Genomic DNA, 17,989 nt, shown 5'->3' with positions numbered 1-17,989 from the left:
ACTGGTTTGTCACCCAGGGCATAAACGCAATGTTGAAAAGAGCGTGGTGATCAGCAGCGATATTAAATAGAATGAATCTCATTTGAGACTCACTCGCGCCGCGCAGGTTGCTTGCCATGACTGATGCTGTTGCCCCGAACCACGCCAGTGAACTGACCTTGTCGAGTTTGTACCGCGACCACCGCAGTTGGCTCGAAAGCTGGCTGCGCCGGCGCCTGGGCAATGCCTGGGATGCGGCGGACCTGAGCCAGGACACCTTTGTGCGGGTGTTGGCCAGTGCCCAGCCGATTGCGCAGATGCAGGAGCCACGCGCGTATCTGGTGACCGTCGGTAAACGCTTGCTGGCCAACTTTCATCAGCGCCGCAGCCTTGAACAGGCCTATCTGAAGGCGCTGGCGAATTTGCCTGACACCTGTGTGCCGTCGCCCGAGCAACGTTGGCTGGTGCTGGAAACCCTGCACGCCCTGGATGAGTTGCTCGACGGTTTGCCGCCGGCGGTGCGCCGCGCCTTTTTGTGGAGCCAGTTGGAAGGCCTGGGTTATCGCGAGATTGCCGAGCGGCTCGCGGTCTCTGAACGCACGGTCAAGCGCTACATGGCCCAGGCCTATGAACATTGCCTGTTGGTGGACCTTTGAGTCGCGAGGTGGCGCGTGCTGCGGCGCAGTGGTTGGCGCTGCTCGAATCCGGCGCGGCCACCGAGCGTGACAACGCCAATTTGCAGGCGTGGCGCGACAGCCACCCTCAGCACGAACAGACCTGGCAGAAAGCCCAAGCGCTGCGCCAGCGCTTGCGTGACTTGCCCCAGGCCGTGGCAATGGCCAGCCTCGACCGTCCGCAAGCGGGGCGGCGTGCGCTGCTCAAGCGGGCCTTGGGCGTGGCGGCCCTGGTGCCGACGGCCTGGTTGATCAGCCGGCAGTTGCCCATCGAGGCGTGGCGAGCTGATTTGCACACCGCCACCGGCGAGCGCAAGCGCCTGCCGTTGGCCGATGGCAGCAGCCTGCAGCTCAACACGGCGACGGCGGTGGATGTTGACCTCGTACAGCGGCGCATCACGCTGGTGGACGGCGAGTTGGCGCTGACGGTGCCGGGCGCGGCGGCGATCAGCGTGCACACGCGCTACGGCCAGGTAGAGGTGAGCCAGGGCGACGTGTGCGTGCGGCAATTGGCGTCCGGTTGCCTGGTATCGGTGTTCAAGGGCGCGGTGCAGGTGCGTGATCTGGGCGGGCAATTGACGACGTTGAACAGCGGTCAGCAAGCCTCGTTAAAGCCTCACGGGCTGAGTGCCAGGGCGGCGTTTGACGTGCAGCAACTGGGCTGGCGTGACGGCGTATTGACCGCACAGAACCAACCCTTAGGGGAGTTCCTGCGTGAGCTGGAACGTTACCGCCCTGGCGTGTTGCGCTGGGACCCGAGCCTGGAAACGCTGCGCGTCACCGGCAGCTTTCGCCTGGATGACACCGACCGAATCCTCACGCTGTTGGCCCAGACCCTGGGGTTTGAGGTGCGAGCGCGCACGCGGTATTGGGTGACACTCAGCCGAACCCTGGTTTGACGCTGGCCACCAGGCTCGTAGTGGTGAGCAGGCTTATTGTGGCTAGTAGGCTTGTTTGTGGCGAGCAGGCTTGCCCTGCGTTGGGCTGCGTAGCAGCCCCAAACTAGTCACCGCAATTTTCCAGATGTTCTGCTTTGCGAACCCAAGGGGCCGCTGCGCGACCCAACGCAGGGCAAGCCTGCTCGCCACAAACAAGCCTGCTGACCACAACAAGCCAGCTGGCCACAACAGGCGGGCCTGGCATAACAGTCCCACTGGCCTCAGGGAGGCAACTCATTGCCCAGTGCCTAAATCACATGCGCGCGCTGCAACTCGGTCAAAGACTGTGCCTTGAGCTGCGCCAGCACCGGGTCACGTCGGTCCCGTGGGTGTGGCAGGTCGACTGCCAGTTCCTGGCGAATACTGCTCGGCCGGTTGTCCATCACCAGCACCCGGTCACTCAAGTACAGCGCCTCGTCGACATCATGGGTCACCAACAGCAAGGCAATTCCATGGTGCTCGGCCAGTTGCAGCAGCAAGTCCTGCAGTTTCATGCGGGTAAAGGCATCCACTGCGCTGAACGGCTCATCAAGCAATAACACCTGCGGGCGTGAATACAGCCCGCGTGCGATGGCCACGCGTTGCGCCATGCCGCCGGACAAGGCCTTGGGCAGCGCCTGGGCGAAGCCGGTGAGGCCGACCTCTTCGATCAGTTGGGTAACCCAGGCCTTGTCGTAGTGGCTGTCATCGCTGAAACCGATGTTCTGTTCCACTGTCAGCCAGGGCATCAGCCGTGGTTCCTGGAACACAAAGGCGACTTCGCCTTCCGGGCTGCGCAGTTCGCCCTGGAAGTCGGTGTCCAGGCCGGCGGCGATGCGCAACAACGTGCTTTTGCCACATCCGCTAGGCCCCAACAGGCTCACGGTTTCGCGCGGCTGCAGCGCCAACTGCAGAGTGTTCAGCACCGCAGTGCCGGCAAAGCTTTTGCGCGCCACGCGAAGCGCTAATAACGCTTGCATACTCATTGCTCCGCACCCTGGCCGGTGAAGGTGTCGCGCCAGGCCAGGCAGCGTTTCTCCAGCGCTGCGAGCAGGCCATCGCTGAGCTTGCCCAGCAGTGCCAACACGATAATGGCGGCCAGCACGATGTCTGGCCGTGAAGTTTCCCGACCATCGCTGAGCAAGTAACCGAGGCCCTTGGTGGCCGCGATCAATTCGGCCGCCACCAGGAACATCCACGCCAGGCTCAAGCCGCTGCGCAGCCCGGTGAACAGGCCGGGCAGGGCGGCGGGCAGCAGAATCCGGCGCACCAGGCGTGCTCGGCTGAAACCGTACATTTGCCCGACTTCCACCAGCTTGCGATCAATATCGCGAATCGCCGCGACCCCGTTGAGGTACACCGGAAAGAACGCGCCAATCGCGATCAGCACGACCTTGGAGGTTTCATCGATACCCAGCCACAGCAGCAACAACGGCACCCAGGCCAGGCTCGGAATCGAGCGCAGCCCGGCGAAGGTCGGCTCCAGATACGCTTCGGCTTCACGGCTCAAACCCACCCAGGCGGCAAACACCAGCGCCAGGCTGGCACCGATGGCAAACCCCGCCAGTACCCGCAGCAGGCTGGCGCTGATGTGTTTCCACAACGCGCCTTCGGCCAGGTCGGTGAGGGTCACTGCGATTTCGCTGGGGGCCGGCATTTGGTAGGACGGCAGCCAGCCGATGCGCACCACGCCCTCCAGTACCAGCAGGATCAGCACCGGCAGCACCAGGCCCTTGAGCCGTCGCGGCCAGGCACTGCGGTTGACCACCACGGGCGTCGACAGCGGCAGTGATTGGCTTTTATCGGTCATCACGCCTCCCTTAAGGCTTGGGCAGGGTTTGGCCAAACGAAGTGTCGATCAACTGATCGATCACGGGGTCGACATCCACGCCACGGCGGACTAACTCCTCGGACACCAGGATCGGCGCGGCGGCCTTGGATGACGCCACGTCCGTGGCGCTCAGCAGCGGGTTGCTCAGGTCGGTTCGCGACAATTGCAGCTTGGCCACTTCCAGCGGCAGTCCGGCTTCGTCGGCGAGCAATTTGGCGAATTCATCCGGGTGTTTCACGGCCCAATCACGCGCCTTTTCATAGGCACCGAGGACCTTGGTGATGGTCTGCGGGTGTTCTTTGGCATATTGCTCGGTGACGCTGACCACGCCGTAGCTGTTGAAGTCTTTATTGCGATACAGCAAGCGCGAACCGGCCTGGATCTGACTCGCGGCCATGTGCGGGTCGAGGCCGGCCCAGGCGTCTACGTCGCCTTTCTCCAAGGCGGTGCGGCCGTCGGGGTGCTGCAAGTGCACCAGCTCCACATCATCCTTTTTCAGCCCCGCCAGTTGCAGGCTGCGCAGGGTGAACAGGTACGGGTCGGTGCCTTTGGTGGCGGCGATTTTTTTGCCTTTAAGGTCTGTGACGGTTTTGAGCGGCGAGTCTTTGCGCACCACCAGTGCGGTCCATTCAGCCCGGCTGTAGACGTACACCGATTTGATCGGGCTGCCATTGGCGCGGCTCAACACTGCCGACAAGCTGGCAGACGAGGCAAAGTCGACGCCGCCACTGTTGAGGTATTCCAGCGAGCGGTTGCTGCCTTGGCTCAGCACCCAGCCGACCTTGGTGTGGGGAAGCGACTGTTCGAGCCAGCCAAAATGCTTGAGCACCAGGCTCACGGGCGAATAGTAGGCGTAATCGAGGTTGACCTGGGCGGGGTCGGTTTCGGCGGCAAAGGCCTGGGGTTGCAGGCACAGGGCGAGGGCGCAGGCACTCAATAAAGCAAAGGGTTTCATGGAACAGCTCCAGACAAGGCGTTGAGAGAAGGCTTTTCTTATATTCAGAAAATTGAAATGGCATGTTCCATCATGCTTTATAGGAATATGCAGTCTCTGTGCCATGTTGTGCGCAGCGTCTTTACGCGGGTTTCTATGGGTGCGGCTGTAGCGGGAGAGGGCAAAGTGTTGAATGGCTGTTGGCAGGCGAACATCTCGCATATATCCATATCGTATAAATAAATACGTATATATTCCTTTTAATGTTGGTGCCGATAACGCATTTTGAGGGCCTGCGCATTCGTGCGGATTGACCCAACAGCCAAAAGGAAAGCCGACATGACCATTAAAGCGATCAACGTGCGCAACCAGTTCAAGGGCGTGATCAAGGAAATTCTGCTGGGGGAAGTGGTGTCCGAAATTGATGTGCAAACTGCGTCCGGCATCGTCACCTCAGTGATCACCACCCGCTCGGTGCGTGACCTGGAATTGAAAGTGGGCAGTGAAGTGATTGCCTTTGTGAAGTCGACTGAAGTGTCGATTGCCAAGCTGTAAATGTGTTCGCAAGTGTGGGAGTTGGGATGGCTGTGATGGCGGTCTTTTGGCGGGGTGCATATCCGTTATTTAGGTAACGGCCGCTTATGGTTCCGCTCTTACAGCGGGTCACTTTTGTAAAGACACAAAAGTAACCAAAAAGTCTTCGCCCCAACACTCGGTGCCTCGCTTAGGCTCGGCATGCCCGCAATCCGCCAGTGATTTGGGGGGTCGCCGCGATGGGCCATCCTTGGCCCAGCGCGGCTAAACCGGCATCCCTGCCGGTTTACCCCCCAAATCCCTGGCGAATTCCGGCTATCGTGTTTGACGGGGCGATTTCAGATCAAGATCAAAAGCGCAGATCAAAAGACCGCTGACTTCGCCAGCGAAAAGGATGTAAGGGCCGGAGCAACAGCAACAGCAACAGCAAAGCCATGCCCGGTCTAATGTGGGAGCTGGCTTGCCTGCGATGGCATCAACTCTGTGTAACTGATGTACCGAGGTGTCTGCATCGCAGGCAAGCCAGCTCCCACAGAAAAGCAGTTCTTCAGTGTATTCAGATAGGCTTTTGCCTTGCACTTGATCTGGCTTTTGCTTCAACCACTCAGGTCGGCTTTCAGGCCGCCATGCTGTAGATCTTGATCTTGATTTTGATCTGAGACGCCCCGTTAACCACGCTGGCCGAACGCAGGCTTGAATCCGTGGGTAACCCGGCAGGACGCCGGGTTAGCCGCGCTGGGCCAAGGATGGCCCATCGCGGCGGCCCACGGATTCAAGCCGGAGTGAGGGCACACCGAGCCTAAGCGAGGTGCCGAGTGGTGGGGCGAGGACCTTTTGGTTACTTTTGCGTCCTTGCAAAAGTGACCCGCTGTAAGAGCGGAACCAATAGAAGCCGTTACCGCAGCAACGGATATGTACACCGACAAACCGCCACATCAGGCAAGCCAGCTCCCACATTTACCAGCTCCCACATTGATGTGTGGGAACCTGCCCAATGCATCAGTTGATGCGCGGCCCACCGCCACCCGGTTGGTGCGGCTGCGGTTTATCCGGTGGCGCATCGCTGGGCAAGTTCTTTGGCGGTGTGTTCGGGTCTTCGTAGTGCTTGTGCAAATCCCCATCCAGCCGATTACTCGACGAGCCACCTTTGCCCGGCGTCTCCTCGAAGTGCTGCCATTCCGACTGCTGGAAGCGAAAGATACTGTCATCGGTCGGCGTGTCACGGCCGTGATAATGGTGGATTTCGTAGTGCGCGTACTCGACCTTTTCCGCCCAATCGCTCTGCAATAAACCGTCGTTGGCCAAACCCCGATACCAATCGTTTTCCGCGTTGGTGGCCTTCTGTTTTTTGTTGTGGTCGACAAAGTAACCGATGATCCCACCCACCACCGCCAGCACCACGCCGACCAGAAACAGCGGCCCGGTCAATGCCGCTGCCGTGCCTGCGCCAAACAGTGCTGCCGCCCCGAGTACCCCGGCCGAGGCGCCGAACGCGCCGCCGGCCACTTGCAGGCCACCGGCCGCCTGGGCCAGCGGGTCTTTGCTGGCGACGCCGCTCTTGATCGCCAAGGCGCCGAGCACGATATCGGCAAAACCTCCGGCAATGTCCGTGGCCGGACCGAGCACCTTGATCACGGAACCGGCGATTTTCGCCGACTTGGACGCGCCCAACTTGGCCGCACCGGCGGCAGCCAGGCCGTCATCCAGGTGTGTGGCCAGGCCATCGGTGGCTTGCTTGACCGCCGTGTCGCCTTCGCCAAACAACTTGCCGATGCCGTCGTACTGACTGTCGGGCACGGCATCCAGGGCCGCGGAAATTTCCTTGCTGACCTTGGCGTCGATCTCGCCGCCTGGGCCAAAATCCAGCATTTTGCCGGTCACGCCTTCCTTGCCCCAGATTTCCGGCAAGGTTTTGTCCAGGCCCAGGAAGTCCACCAGGCCGCCTTTGCCGAGGGTCTCGCCGATCTTGTCACCCAGGCGCACGAAGTGGCTGGAGCCACCGGCAAAACTCAAAAAGTCCTTGGCGATGCTCATGCGCTGCGCCGGGGTTTCGCCGAGTTTGCCGCCTTTGCCTACCAACTGGTATATCGCCGAAAACAGCGTCACACCGGCGCCCAAGGAACCGAGAATGCCTTTGCTGTTGAGGGTGTTGAACACCTCGCCGAGCATGCCGCGGTCCGCCACTGCGATGTAGGGTTTGCTCAGGGCCTTTTTGACATCGGCTTCACTGATGGTGCCGCTGTTCTTGTAGACCTCGCCAAGTTCTTCCAGGGCCTTGGTGACGCCGGCGGATTTCTCCTTGCCTTGCAGCCCCTCATTGAGGAATTTTTCCAGGGTTTCCTGGGTACGGCGTGGCAGGTCGAGCAGGTTGCCCTTGAGCACACCCTTGAGCAGGCCGAACAAGTCCTTGGTCGCCAGCTCCTTGTTGTCGTCGGAGATTTTACTCGGGTCCGAGAGGATCGCATTGAGGTCGGTGGTCAAGCCGTCGGCCTGGATATTCTGCGCGGCTTTGCTGGCGGCCTCGGGGTCGAACAGCGACAGCGAGGTGAGGGTGTCGCTCAAGTCTTTTTGCGCGTCGCTGGCCTTGCCCTGGTCTTGCAGGTCTTTGAGGTACAGCACGTAGTCGGGGTTGGCGGTGAGGTCGAGCAGCTTCTGCTTGACCTCATCTTTGTTCGGCAGCTTGTTGAGCGCGTCGTCCATTTTCGACTTGTAGTCGGCCTGGATGGTCGGGTCGTTGAACAGCTCGCCGATCTGCTTTTGCACGGCCTTGCCGTCGATGATGTCGTGCATGTCGGCCGCGCTCAGCTCGGTTTGCTTGTCATCCGACTCGCGCCAAGTAGTGTTGAACGGGCGTTTGGCTTCTTCATAGCCGGTGATGCCATGGCCATTCTGGTACGCGGCCTGGGCTTCCAGGGCGCGCACCAGCTTGGCCCGTGGGTCATCCTTGGGGATCGAGCCGTCCTTGACGCCGGCGCGGTAGGTGTCGATCAGTTGGGTGGTGGCCAACTCACTGACGCTCATGGTCGGCGACTTGTCGTCCTTGGGGTCCGAATGCACGCCGGTGTCCATGTTCAGCACATCCAGGTCACCGGCCTTGGGCAGGTTGTGCTTGGTGCGGGTGTCGTCGATGGAACTGGCGCTGAAGGCTTCCCATTTGGCCAGCACGTCATCGTAGAGCTGTGGGCTCAGTTCCTTGGAGACGATGACCTTGCCTTCGCTGGTTTCATAGCGGATCAGGCCGTCGCCCAGCTCATCGGGAGAGCCGAAAGTGATGTCGGTGTTTTTCAGGAAGTCATTCGGCCCGGCCAGCTTATAGCCGGCGTCTTCACTGGTGTGGATCTTAGCCCAGGTGTCGTTGGCCGTGGCCACGCTTTTGAACAGGTCGGGGCTGATGTCGGCAGACACCACCACCTTGGTGCCGTCCTGCAGTTCGTAGGTGAGGACGCTGTCTTTCTGGTCGTTGTTCCAGCTGAAGTTCTTGTAGTCGTTGAGGCCCGGTACGGGTGTGTTGGCGTCGGCCAGGGCTGCGCCGTTGTTCAGTTCGCCTTCAATCACGGCTTTTTTGCCGGGGTCGGAGTACACCGTGTTGAGGCCCGCCAGGTAGTCGAACAACTTGGGGTTGTCCTCACGGGCGACGACGACTTTTTCGCCATTGCTTTCGTAGCGGATCAGCCCAGGGCCGACTTCGTCCACCGGGCCTACCGCCGTGCCGCCGTAGGGTGGCCATACTTCGTTGTCGGTGGCGCGACGGTAACCGGCTTCCTCACTGCTGGAGAGGCCGCTAAAGCTTTCATAGGCCTCCTTGGCTTTTTGGAACGCCTCGGGGTTGTCGCGCTGGCTGATCACGAACTTGCTGCCGTCCTGGGTTTCGTAGCGGATCACGCCAGGGCCGGTTTCATCCGGCGGGCCGAGGGCTTTGTAATCGGCCAGCGCAGCCGGCGCCGTGCCTTCGGCGCCCAGGCTCTGATAACCGGCGTTCTGGCTGGCGACCACGCCAGAGAGTGACTTGAAGTCCTGGCTGACCTGCTTGAACAACTCCGGGCTGTCGTGCTCGCTGACGATGACCTTCTTGCCATCCTGGGTTTCATAACGAATCAGCCCAGTGCCCACCTCATCGGGTGGGCCGATGGCCTTGTAGTCGGCCAGGGCAGCAGGCGGCGTGGCGTCTCTGGCGGCGCGTTCATAACCGTCTTTTTTGCTCGCATCGAGCCCCGATGGCGGCTTGTCATGGGGTTCGACTTTTTTATGGGCGCTGTTCTTGAGCAACACAGCAAACGCTTCGCCCGATTGTGATGGCGTGCGCGGAAGGCTTTTGGGCTCGGACGAGCGATCAAGTGGCTGGGTCGACATGCCATGGAACTCCTGCTGTTGCCGGTGGGACGGGTCGGCAAAAACAGTAACAGCAGGGTTCGGCACTCGTTGCGAAAAGTTGTGAAATGCGTTTTAGCGGTGACGCAGTGCACGTTCCATGCGCTGCAAACCCTCTTCGAGCATCGATCGTGGGCAACCGAAGTTCAGGCGCACGAATTGCTGGCTGTCATCTCCGAATTCGATGCCTGCGCTCAGGCCGACCTTGGCCTGCTCCAGGAAGAACTGCTGCGGGTCGGCAAGATCCAGGGCGCTGCAATCGAGCCAGGCCAGGTAGGTGCCTTGTGGCGCGTGCATCACCACGCCGGGCAAGCGGGTTTGCACGGCGTGCAGCAGGTAGTCGCGGTTGGCTTGCAGGTACTGCACCAACGCATCCAGCCATTCGCTGCATTGGCTATAGGCGGCGCGGGTAGCTTCCAGGCCCAACGGGCTGACGCTGTCGACCATGCCGCAACGGGCATTGTTGAAGCGCTCGCGCACTTCGGCGTTTTGCACCACGGCAAAGCAGGTCTTCAGGCCGGCGACGTTATAGGCCTTGCTCGCCGACATCAGGGTGATGGTGCGTTGGGCGATCTCGGGGCTGAGGCTGGCGGTGGGAATATGGCGACGGCCGTCAAAGCACAGCTCGGCATGGATTTCGTCACTGATGATCAGTGCACCGTTGTCCATGCAAGCGTTGGCCACGGCTAACAGTTCTTCACGGGTAAAGACCTTGCCCACCGGGTTGTGCGGGTTGCTCAGCAGCAACGCACCGGCACCCTTCAGCGCCTGGCGCATGGCGGGCATGGGCGTGATGTACTCGCTGCCACGCAACTCGAACGGCACTTCGATACGCGGCAGGTTCCAGTGCCCGGGTGCCAGGCGAATCGGCCGGTAGTTCGGGGTTTGCAGCACCACGGGTTGGCCCGGATTGACGAACGCATGCAGGGCCATATTGAAACCGGGCTCGACACCGGGCAGGAACAGCAACTCTTCAGGCTGTACGCGCCAGGCGTACTTGGCCCAAAGGTCCGCGATGATCGCTTCGCGCACATCCGCGCCAGCCACGCTGTAGCCGAGGACCAACTGGTCGAGACGCGCGTGCAGGGCTTGCAGTACGGCAGGTGGCGCGGCGATATCCATGTCGGCGATCCACATCGGCAGAACGTCTTGCGGGTAACGGTTCCACTTGGTGCTGCCGGTGCCTTGGCGGGGGTGGATCGTGTCGAAATCAAAGCTCATGGGTGGCTCGTATCAGGGAGGCAGGTGCAAGAATGGCGCTGATTCTAGCGCCATTAATTTTATAGGCCAGTGCTGATTGCCGCCGACAGTTGCCGATGTGCCTGCTCCACGGCCCGGGCGACCGCTTCTTCACCCCTGACCATGGCGCCCAGGTACACAAAATCTACCGAGTGGATGCCCACCGTAGACAGGATGGTGGTCATGTAAGGCGTGAGAAAGTCCGGCTCATGCCCTTTGCGCGCATTGCCGCTGCTGACCAGCACGAAGGTGCGTCGGTCGTTGAGCAGGCCGACTTTTTCGAACTGCGCATTGATGGTGAAGCTGCGATGGATGCGCACTACATGGTCGATCCAGACCTTGAGCGCCGCCGGCACCGTGAAGTTGTGCACCGGCGTGCAGACGATCAACAGGTCGCAGGCTTCCAGCTCGACGATCAACTGTTCCGACAACGCCGTGGCGCTGCCACTCAAGCCGCCAGGCGTAGTGAGTGCATTCGCGTATTCACGGGTCAGCGGCGCCAGTGCGTGGCTGCCGTAGTCGCGCTCGATGACGTCGGCGCCAGGCACCAGGTCGTTGAGCAGGGCACGGGCCAGCTTGAAGGTCTGCGCGGCCTTGCCGTGGGGGCTGAAGCTGAGGAGCAGGGTGCGGGTCATTGGCTCAGGTCCTGGGAAAAGTGCATGCCCCGTGGCAGCAGGCCTTGGCGAAAGTAGAAGCGCTGGGCCAGGGCCATATGCAGGCCGGTGTCCAGCACCAGGTAACGATAACCGCGTGCGCGGGTTTCTGCGCGGACGCGGTCGAGCAACTGCTCGCCCAGGCGTCGGCGCTGCAAGGTGGCGTCCACCACCAGGTCATCGACGTAGATGAACTGGCCGTACAGGGTATTTTCCGTCAGGCGGTAGCCGGCCAGGCCAATGACCTTGCCATGTTCACGCGCGGCCAGCAGGTGATAGCCGTTCTGGCGTTGGCGCTGAACCTGGGCGGCGAAACTGGCAGCGTCGGTCAGGTGCGGGCGCAGTTGCTGCATCACGGCAAAGCTTGCAACGCAGTCGGCCTCGGTTTCCATGAGGGCGAATTCGACGTGCTCATTGGTCATTGAGGTTCTCCAGGTGCGCCTTGACCGCCGCGGGTACTTTGCGAAAGCTGATGGCTACGCGGTTCAAGGCGTTCATCAAGGAAATGGCCAGGGTCAGGTCGGCGACTTCCTTGTCGTTGAACACTGCGGCCACGGCGGCGTAATCGGAGTCTGGTACGTGGGTTTGCGCCACCTGGGTGACGACCTCGGCCCAGGCCAGGGCCGCTTGTTCACGCACGGTGAACAGCGGCGAGGCTTCATGCCAGGCGGCCAGCAGCATGATCTTTTCCAGGCTCACGCCTTGCTTGAGCAGGTCGCGGGAATGGGAGTCCAGGCAATAGGCGCAGCCATTGAGTTGCGAAACCCGCAGGTACACCAGTTCAATCAGTTCTTTCTCCAGGCCGCAGCCATGCACATAGCTGTGTACAGCGCCCAGGGCCTTGTAACCAGCAGGGGCGGCGTTGCCGTAATCGAGACGGTGTTTCATGGGTGATCCTTGGGTTGCGTTAAGAGATGCGCCATTTTCGGTGGTGGCAGGGTCGTTCGACAGGGGCATGATTGGACAAGTGGGTTGGGACATGATCAGACTCCACCTTGTCGTTCCGCCGAGCCCTTGTGATGTCGTCATTGCCCAAATATCAGGAAATCTACCGCCGCTTCCGGCTGGCCATTGACCAGGGCCAACTCGGCCCCGGTGATCGGGTGCCGTCGGTGCGCAGCCTGGCGCTGGAACTCAAGATCGCCCGTGGGACCGTGGAGGCGGCTTACCAGCTGCTGGTCAGCGAGGGGTTTTTTGAGGCGCGTGGGCAGGCGGGCACCGTGATTGCGCGGACATTGCCGCAAGTGGCGATGAAGCCCCCACCGCCTGCACCGCCGCCGACATCCGCGCCGCCAGCCTTGCAAATGGGCCAGCCGGCGCTGGATGCCTTCCCGCGTAAGCTCTGGGCGCGGCTGGTCACCCAGCAAGTACGCCGCACCGACGCCGACAGCCTGGCCATGGGCGATGTGCGCGGCGCCCAGGCGTTGCGCGTGGCGATTGCCAGCTATCTCGCGTTGTACCGGGGCGTGGAGTGCACGCCCCAACAGGTATTTATCTGTTCGGGGTATGCCGGCTCGCTGACGCTGTTGTGCGATGCACTGCAAATGGCCGGGCAGCGTTGTTGGTACGAAGACCCGGGCTACGTGCATGCACGGCAGTTGTTGATTCATCAAGGGGTTGAGCTGGTGCCGGTACCGGTCGACCGTGAAGGGCTGGATGTTGAGCAGGGCATCCAGCGTGATCGGCAGGCGCGGCTGGCGGTTGTGACGCCGGCACACCAGAGCCCGCTGGGTGTGGCGTTGAGCCTGGCGCGGCGCCAGGCCTTGCTGGCCTGGGCGCAAGCGCAGGGCAGTTGGGTGCTGGAGGATGATTACGACAGTGAGTTTCGCTACCAGGGCCAGCCATTGGCGGCGCTCAAAAGCCAGGATGTGCACGACCGGGTGATCCATGCCGGGAGCTTCAGCAAAATGCTGTTTCCGGGCTTGCGCCTGGGCTATCTGGTGGTGCCGGCGGCATTGGTGGAGGTGTTTGGGCGCAGCGCCGAGGCCTTGCAGCAGCGCGGTGCGCAGTTGTTGCAACTGACGGCGGCGGATTTTCTCGAGCAGGGCCACTTCACCCGGCATTTGAAGAAGATGCGTCAGTTGTATGCGTTGCGTAGGGGCTTTTTGGTCGCCGCGTTGCAACTGCATTGCGCGGACTTTTTACGCGTGGATGAACAGGCCGGGGGGATTAACCTGTTGGCGCGGTTGCTGGTGCCCGTGCCGGATCGTGTGGTTGCCGAAGCCGCCAATGAGGCGGGGTTGGCGGTTAACGCATTGTCGTCTTGGACCCTTGAACCGGGAGGTGCGCAGGGTTTGTTGATGGGCTTTACCAATGTGGCGACGGCGGAACAGGCTAATGAGCTGGGATTGAGGCTGTTGCAGATACTGCGGGCATGTCACCCGTAAAATGTGGGAGCCGGCTTTTTTGGGGGCGCTTCGCACCCCAGCGCAAGCAAGCTTGCTCGCCACGGCAAGCCCGCCCACACAGTTAGATCGTGTTCAGCTTTAAGCCGTCAGGGTTTTACGGGGGTTGGCAAGGTGACAAGGTTGACGTAGCCATCCCAGAATTTCTGCTGATCGACTCCAAACACCACCTGGGCTTTTTGCGTGCCCACCGGCGCGCCTTTTTTGTAGCCCAGCGCCCGGCCGTAGTCGGCGCCAAACGTGGCGTCCACATCCACCCACATATCGCGAGATTCGGTGACAATCTCCGGGCTCACCAGAAACAGCGCCGGCAAGCTGTCCCAGGTAAAGCTGTGGTAGCTCGGGTCTTTGTCGAACAGCGGCCCGAACTCGTGTGTGTAGAGATCGGCAATCGCACCTTTTTGGGCTATCACGCGCTCGTACACCGACTTGTCGAAGGTGACTTTCTCGCACACATCGTTGGGGAAAATCACGTGCTCGATGGGTGAGCGCAACACAATCTTCGCGGCCTCCGGGTCGAACCACCAGTTGAATTCCGCCGCCGGCGTGGTGTTGCCCGGAATCTCCAGGGCACCGCCCATGTACACGATGCGCTTGATCAGCGGCACGATGTCCGGCGCCGAGCGAATCGCCAGGGCGATGTTGGTCAGCGGGCCGACGGCCAGAATCGTCACCTGGTGCGGGTTGGCCCGCACGCTTTGCACGATGAACTGCGCGGCGGTTTCACTGCGCAGTTGGGTGTGCTTCGCCAGGCCATCCGGTGGCGCAACCAGTTGCGCGGGTGAAGTCGGGCGCGGGTTTTTGAACGCGCCCGGCCAGCCCGACCCAAACAGGGCTTTTTCTGCCTCGTAGGTGGCGTAGTCATGCAGCAACGGGTAGGCGGCGCCCGAGTAGACGCCGACCTGTTTTTCCACGCCCATGCGCTCTACCGCCTTGAGGGCGTCGACCTGTTCCTGGTCGACCCAGGCATTGCCGCTGACCAGGGTCATGCCTAGCAGGTTGATGCGTTTTTGCGCGTGCAACTGCGCGAGCATGATAAAGGCCTGGCCGTCATCATTGAGCACGTTGAAGTCGGTGTCGAAGATGACTTTTTCCGGCGCGGGTTGCGCTGCCTGCGCAGTACCGGCACACAGGCCGATGGCGACAAGCAACGCGCAGCTTTTAAGAAAACCTTGCATGGTGATTCATCCGCAAAAAATTGTTGTTGTTAACGGTTCACCAGTTTCGCCGGCAAGGCGATGACCAGGAAGCTGCTGAGGATCAGGCAGCCGGCGAAAAACCACAAGGCACCCGCACTGCTGCCTGTGACGTCGATCGCAACCCCCATCAACGAGTTGCTGACCAGGCCTGCGATATTCGCCACCGAACAGGCCAGGGCAAAGCCGGTCGCGGCTGCGGTGCCTTTGAGGAAGGTTGCCGGCAGGCTGAAAAACACCGGCACGGCGCCGATGATCGCGGCTGAGGCAATGGCGAACAGCAACACGGTGGCGACCACGCTGTGGGTAAAGAACGTGCTGGCGGCCATGGCCGCTGCGCCGATGAAGAACGGCACGATGATGTGCCAGCGACGTTCGCGGTGTTTATCGGAGCTGGCGCCGATCAGCAGCATGCCCAGCAATGCGGCAACGCTAGGCAATGCAGTGAGGACGCCGATGTGGAAGGTGTCGGTCACCCCGGCATTGCGGATGAAGGTCGGCATCCAGAACCCCATGGCATAGGCGCTGAGCAGGATCGAGAAGTCGATACCGCCGAGCATCCACACTTTGAGGTTGAAGAAGCCGTCACGGAAGCTGTGCTTGCTGCCGGTGGCGTCGGCTTCGTCCTTGCGCAGTTCGCTTTCCAGCAAGGCTTTTTCTTCGTCCGACAACCATTTGGCCTGCTGGAAGGAATTGGGCAATGCCCAGAAGGTCAGCACGCCAAGCAAGACGCTGGGCACCGCTTCGATCAGGAACAACCATTGCCAGCCGCGCAGGCCGCCCATGTTGTCGAAGTGGCCCATGATCCAGCCCGACAGCGGGCCGCCGATGACGCTCGACAGCGGCAGGCCGATCATGAACAGCGCGATGATGCGCCCGCGTCGGTGCGTCGGGAACCAGGTGGTCAGGTAATACAAGACGCCCGGCAGAAAACCGGCTTCGGCGGCGCCGAGCAGAAAGCGCAGGATATAGAACTGGGTGGTGGAGGTGACCAGCATGGTGCAGGCCGAGAGCAGGCCCCAGGTGATCATGATGCGCGCGATCCAGATCTTCGCGCCGACTCGTTCGAGAACCAGGTTGCTGGGCACTTCAAAGATGATATAGCCGACGAAAAACAAGCCGGCACCGAGGCCGAACGCGGTTTCGCTGAAGTGCAACTGGTCGAGCATCTGCAACTTGGCGAAGCCGATGTTGATGCGGTCCAGGTAGGCGGCCAGGTAGCAGAAACACAGGAACGGAATCAGCTTCCAGGTGATCTTGTGGTAGAGCGTGGTAACGGGGTCGGCGACCGTGGTCGCGGGCGCTGCATTCGCAATGGGCATTGGGGTGTCTCCTGGCGGTGACTTATGGTTTTTATACAGCCGCTTTTTTCCAGCACTTCGGAGTGCTGTAAAAGCGACATCCAAAGGCAGTGTCAGAAGACTGAAAGCTGCACCGGCTTTTTAATGTGGGAGCTGGCTTGCCTGCGATAGCGGAGTGTCAGGCAACATAATTATTGCTGATCCTCCGCTATCGCAGGCAAGCCAGCTCCCACAGTTGGGCGGGGGCGGCTCACAGTTTTGTGCAAGACCGCGCTCTATGGCGCAGTTCTTCGTAACCTTTATTGCTCCCTGAACTTGCTCATCGCCTCCTGCTTGCTCACTACATCGCCATATTTGCTGTCGATGTCGAACAGGTTGGCTGCATGGGGCGCCGGGTGTCGGTCGCCGACGCATTCGCGCACGACGATGGTGCGAAACCCATGCTGCACCGCATCCACCGCTGTGGCGCGGATGCAGCCGCTGGTGGAACAGCCGGCCAGCACCACAGTGTCGATGCCTTGGGCGTGCAGCATCGGGGCCAGGCTGCTGCCGAAGAAGGCGCTGGCGTACTGTTTGGTGATCACCACTTCATCCGCCTTGGGCAACACTTCGGGGCAGAACGCCGCGAGCGGGTTGCCTTCGACCATGTCTTTCATCACCGGCGCCTTCTTGACCCAGATACCACCGTCGGAGAAATGGCCGGGATGGTAGCGGATATTGGTGTGCACCACCGTAATCCCGTGCCGGCGAGCAGTGGCCAGCAACTCGACGCTTTCGGCCACGGCCACCACCACTTCAGGGGCATACAGCGGCGCGCCTTCGGTGGTGTAACCCTGCATAAAGTCGATCATCAGCAGCGCGGATTTTTTTCCGAAGCCGATGCGATTGCCCCAGACGCCCTGATAATTGGCGTCGGCGGATTGTTCACTCATTCTTTCAGCCCTCATTTTTGTGTGGCGAGCGTGTTGTGGTGAGTGAGCTTATGTGGCCAGCGAGCTTGCTCGCGCTGGGCTGCGAAGCAGCCCCAAAAAAGCGGGAGCGCTGCGCACTCCAGCGCGAGCAAGCTCGCTCGCCACATAAGCTCATTCACCACAACAAGTTCATTCACCACATAGGTTCATTCACCACAACAAGCTCATTCACCCCATAAGCTCATTCACTACATAAGCTCGCTCACCACATAAGCTCATTCGCCAAAAGTGTCAGTAAGCGCCAGAGAGCAGGGCACCGGCACCGGGCACGATAGGTTCCAGGTCCAACGCCTTGAGCATCGCGTAGGTGGTGGCGATGGCCGCCGTGAGCACCGGTTTGCCGGTTTGCGCTTCAACCTTGGCCACCACCGGCAGCGACTGCATCTGCACGCAGGCCGAGAGAACGATCACGTCCACCCCTTCCAGGTTCATGTCGGCGACGATGGCCGGCAGGTTGGCCGGGTCGTGGCGCGCCACTTCGAGGTTGTCGGGGATCTCCAGGGCGCGCCAGTCCACCACCTCAAAGCCTTCTTCGCGGATGTAGTTCACCACCAGCTCGGTCAGCGGCTTCATGTACGGCGCGACGATGGCGATGCGCTTGGCGCCCATTACTTTCAAGCCTTCGATCAAGGCGCCGGCGCTGGTGATTACCGGGGCGTTGGCGTCGTTGTCAGCGGTGGCTTTACGCAGGCGCTGTTCGGAGTTGCGGTGGTAACCCAACCCCATGGCCATGATCGCCACCAGGCAGGCATAACCCAGCACATCGACCTTGGCATCGGACAGCTCGATGGCGCAGCGGTCGGATTCGCCGTCCATCGCCGCCAGTTCTTCCTTGCGCACCTGCTTCATGCGCATGCGGCTGGAGTGAAAGGTAAAGCGTTCAGGGCGGATCGCCTGGCGCGCGTTAAGCATCGCCGGGATCTCGGTTTCCATGGTGGTGTTCGAACTCGGCACGATCTGGCCGATGCGGTAAGGCTTGAGCATGGT

At 61.1% G+C, this 17,989-nt stretch carries 16 protein-coding genes; 4 read left to right on the top strand and 12 right to left on the bottom strand.

The genetic code is table 11. From position 1 onward, the window contains the following. Positions 1-116 precede the first annotated feature (116 nt). Together P5706_RS17650 and P5706_RS17645 are read left to right on the top strand one after the other, a co-directional pair. Positions 117-635 carry a sigma-70 family RNA polymerase sigma factor gene (locus P5706_RS17650; protein ID WP_285680472.1) on the top strand — a complete coding sequence of 173 codons (519 nt, stop codon included), beginning with the start codon at positions 117-119 and terminating at the stop codon, positions 633-635. Next, positions 632-1,552 carry a FecR domain-containing protein gene (locus P5706_RS17645; RefSeq protein ID WP_285680470.1) on the top strand — a complete coding sequence of 307 codons (921 nt, stop codon included), beginning with the start codon at positions 632-634 and terminating at the stop codon, positions 1,550-1,552. The genes P5706_RS17650 and P5706_RS17645 overlap by 4 nt, the downstream gene beginning before the upstream one ends. Positions 1,553-1,839: 287 nt before the next feature. Here the strand turns inward: P5706_RS17645 and P5706_RS17640 are convergent, their stop codons facing one another. Genes P5706_RS17640 through P5706_RS17630 form a run of 3 tightly spaced genes read right to left on the bottom strand, consistent with a single transcriptional unit; the run spans position 1,840 to position 4,356 of the window. Next, positions 1,840-2,556: an ABC transporter ATP-binding protein gene (locus P5706_RS17640; RefSeq protein ID WP_285680468.1), complete on the bottom strand. Its 717-nt coding sequence runs from the start codon at positions 2,554-2,556 to the stop codon at positions 1,840-1,842. Then, entirely contained in the window at positions 2,553-3,380 is an 828-nt protein-coding gene (locus P5706_RS17635; protein WP_285680466.1) for an ABC transporter permease, read from the bottom strand. The genes P5706_RS17640 and P5706_RS17635 overlap by 4 nt, the downstream gene beginning before the upstream one ends. Before the next feature lie 10 nt (positions 3,381-3,390). Further along, positions 3,391-4,356: an aliphatic sulfonate ABC transporter substrate-binding protein gene (locus tag P5706_RS17630; protein WP_285680463.1), complete on the bottom strand. Its 966-nt coding sequence runs from the start codon at positions 4,354-4,356 to the stop codon at positions 3,391-3,393. A gap of 318 nt (positions 4,357-4,674) precedes the next feature. Between P5706_RS17630 and P5706_RS17625 the strand changes: the two genes are divergently transcribed. Then, positions 4,675-4,890 carry a TOBE domain-containing protein gene (locus P5706_RS17625; RefSeq protein ID WP_003173733.1) on the top strand — a complete coding sequence of 72 codons (216 nt, stop codon included), beginning with the start codon at positions 4,675-4,677 and terminating at the stop codon, positions 4,888-4,890. 978 nt (positions 4,891-5,868) lie between these two features. Here the strand turns inward: P5706_RS17625 and P5706_RS17620 are convergent. The 5 genes from P5706_RS17620 to P5706_RS17600 all read right to left on the bottom strand — a co-directional run bounded on the left by P5706_RS17620 (position 5,869) and on the right by P5706_RS17600 (position 12,017). Continuing rightward, on the bottom strand, positions 5,869-9,219 hold the full coding sequence (locus P5706_RS17620; RefSeq protein WP_285680461.1) for a hypothetical protein: 3,351 nt from the start codon (positions 9,217-9,219) through the stop codon (positions 5,869-5,871). Positions 9,220-9,312: 93 nt separating this feature from the next. Further along, a complete protein-coding gene (locus P5706_RS17615) occupies positions 9,313-10,458 on the bottom strand; it encodes a MalY/PatB family protein (RefSeq protein ID WP_200434406.1) in 1,146 nt (381 codons plus the stop codon). A gap of 59 nt (positions 10,459-10,517) precedes the next feature. Further along, positions 10,518-11,111: an FMN-dependent NADH-azoreductase gene (locus P5706_RS17610; RefSeq protein WP_285680458.1), complete on the bottom strand. Its 594-nt coding sequence runs from the start codon at positions 11,109-11,111 to the stop codon at positions 10,518-10,520. Continuing rightward, on the bottom strand, positions 11,108-11,551 hold the full coding sequence (locus P5706_RS17605; RefSeq protein WP_285680456.1) for a GNAT family N-acetyltransferase: 444 nt from the start codon (positions 11,549-11,551) through the stop codon (positions 11,108-11,110). The genes P5706_RS17610 and P5706_RS17605 overlap by 4 nt, the downstream gene beginning before the upstream one ends. Then, positions 11,541-12,017: a carboxymuconolactone decarboxylase family protein gene (locus P5706_RS17600; protein WP_285680454.1), complete on the bottom strand. Its 477-nt coding sequence runs from the start codon at positions 12,015-12,017 to the stop codon at positions 11,541-11,543. Before P5706_RS17600 ends, P5706_RS17605 begins: the two co-directional genes overlap by 11 nt. A 131-nt stretch (positions 12,018-12,148) precedes the next feature. Here P5706_RS17600 and pdxR point away from each other — a divergent pair, with 131 nt between their 5' ends. Next, positions 12,149-13,516 (top strand): MocR-like pyridoxine biosynthesis transcription factor PdxR, encoded by a 1,368-nt coding sequence (gene pdxR / locus P5706_RS17595; RefSeq protein WP_285680452.1) that lies wholly within the window; start codon positions 12,149-12,151, stop codon positions 13,514-13,516. A 107-nt stretch (positions 13,517-13,623) separates the two neighbouring features. On the opposite strand, the gene P5706_RS17590 is transcribed toward pdxR, so the two are convergent. The 4 genes from P5706_RS17590 to P5706_RS17575 form a co-directional block, all read right to left on the bottom strand. Next, a complete protein-coding gene (locus P5706_RS17590) occupies positions 13,624-14,712 on the bottom strand; it encodes a nucleoside hydrolase (RefSeq protein WP_285680450.1) in 1,089 nt (362 codons plus the stop codon). A gap of 29 nt (positions 14,713-14,741) precedes the next feature. Continuing rightward, positions 14,742-16,052 (bottom strand): MFS transporter, encoded by a 1,311-nt coding sequence (locus P5706_RS17585; protein ID WP_200434400.1) that lies wholly within the window; start codon positions 16,050-16,052, stop codon positions 14,742-14,744. A gap of 278 nt (positions 16,053-16,330) precedes the next feature. Next, positions 16,331-16,963: an N-carbamoylsarcosine amidohydrolase gene (locus P5706_RS17580; protein ID WP_285680447.1), complete on the bottom strand. Its 633-nt coding sequence runs from the start codon at positions 16,961-16,963 to the stop codon at positions 16,331-16,333. A 270-nt stretch (positions 16,964-17,233) separates the two neighbouring features. Then, on the bottom strand, positions 17,234-17,986 hold the full coding sequence (locus tag P5706_RS17575) for a maleate cis-trans isomerase family protein (RefSeq protein WP_285680445.1): 753 nt from the start codon (positions 17,984-17,986) through the stop codon (positions 17,234-17,236). Between the last annotated feature and the right edge of the window lie 3 nt (positions 17,987-17,989).

This window comes from Pseudomonas sp. ChxA (genome assembly GCF_030263855.1).
Lineage (GTDB): Bacteria > Pseudomonadota > Gammaproteobacteria > Pseudomonadales > Pseudomonadaceae > Aquipseudomonas > Aquipseudomonas fluorescens_CB.
This window is presented reverse-complemented; position numbering and strand designations above follow the sequence as displayed.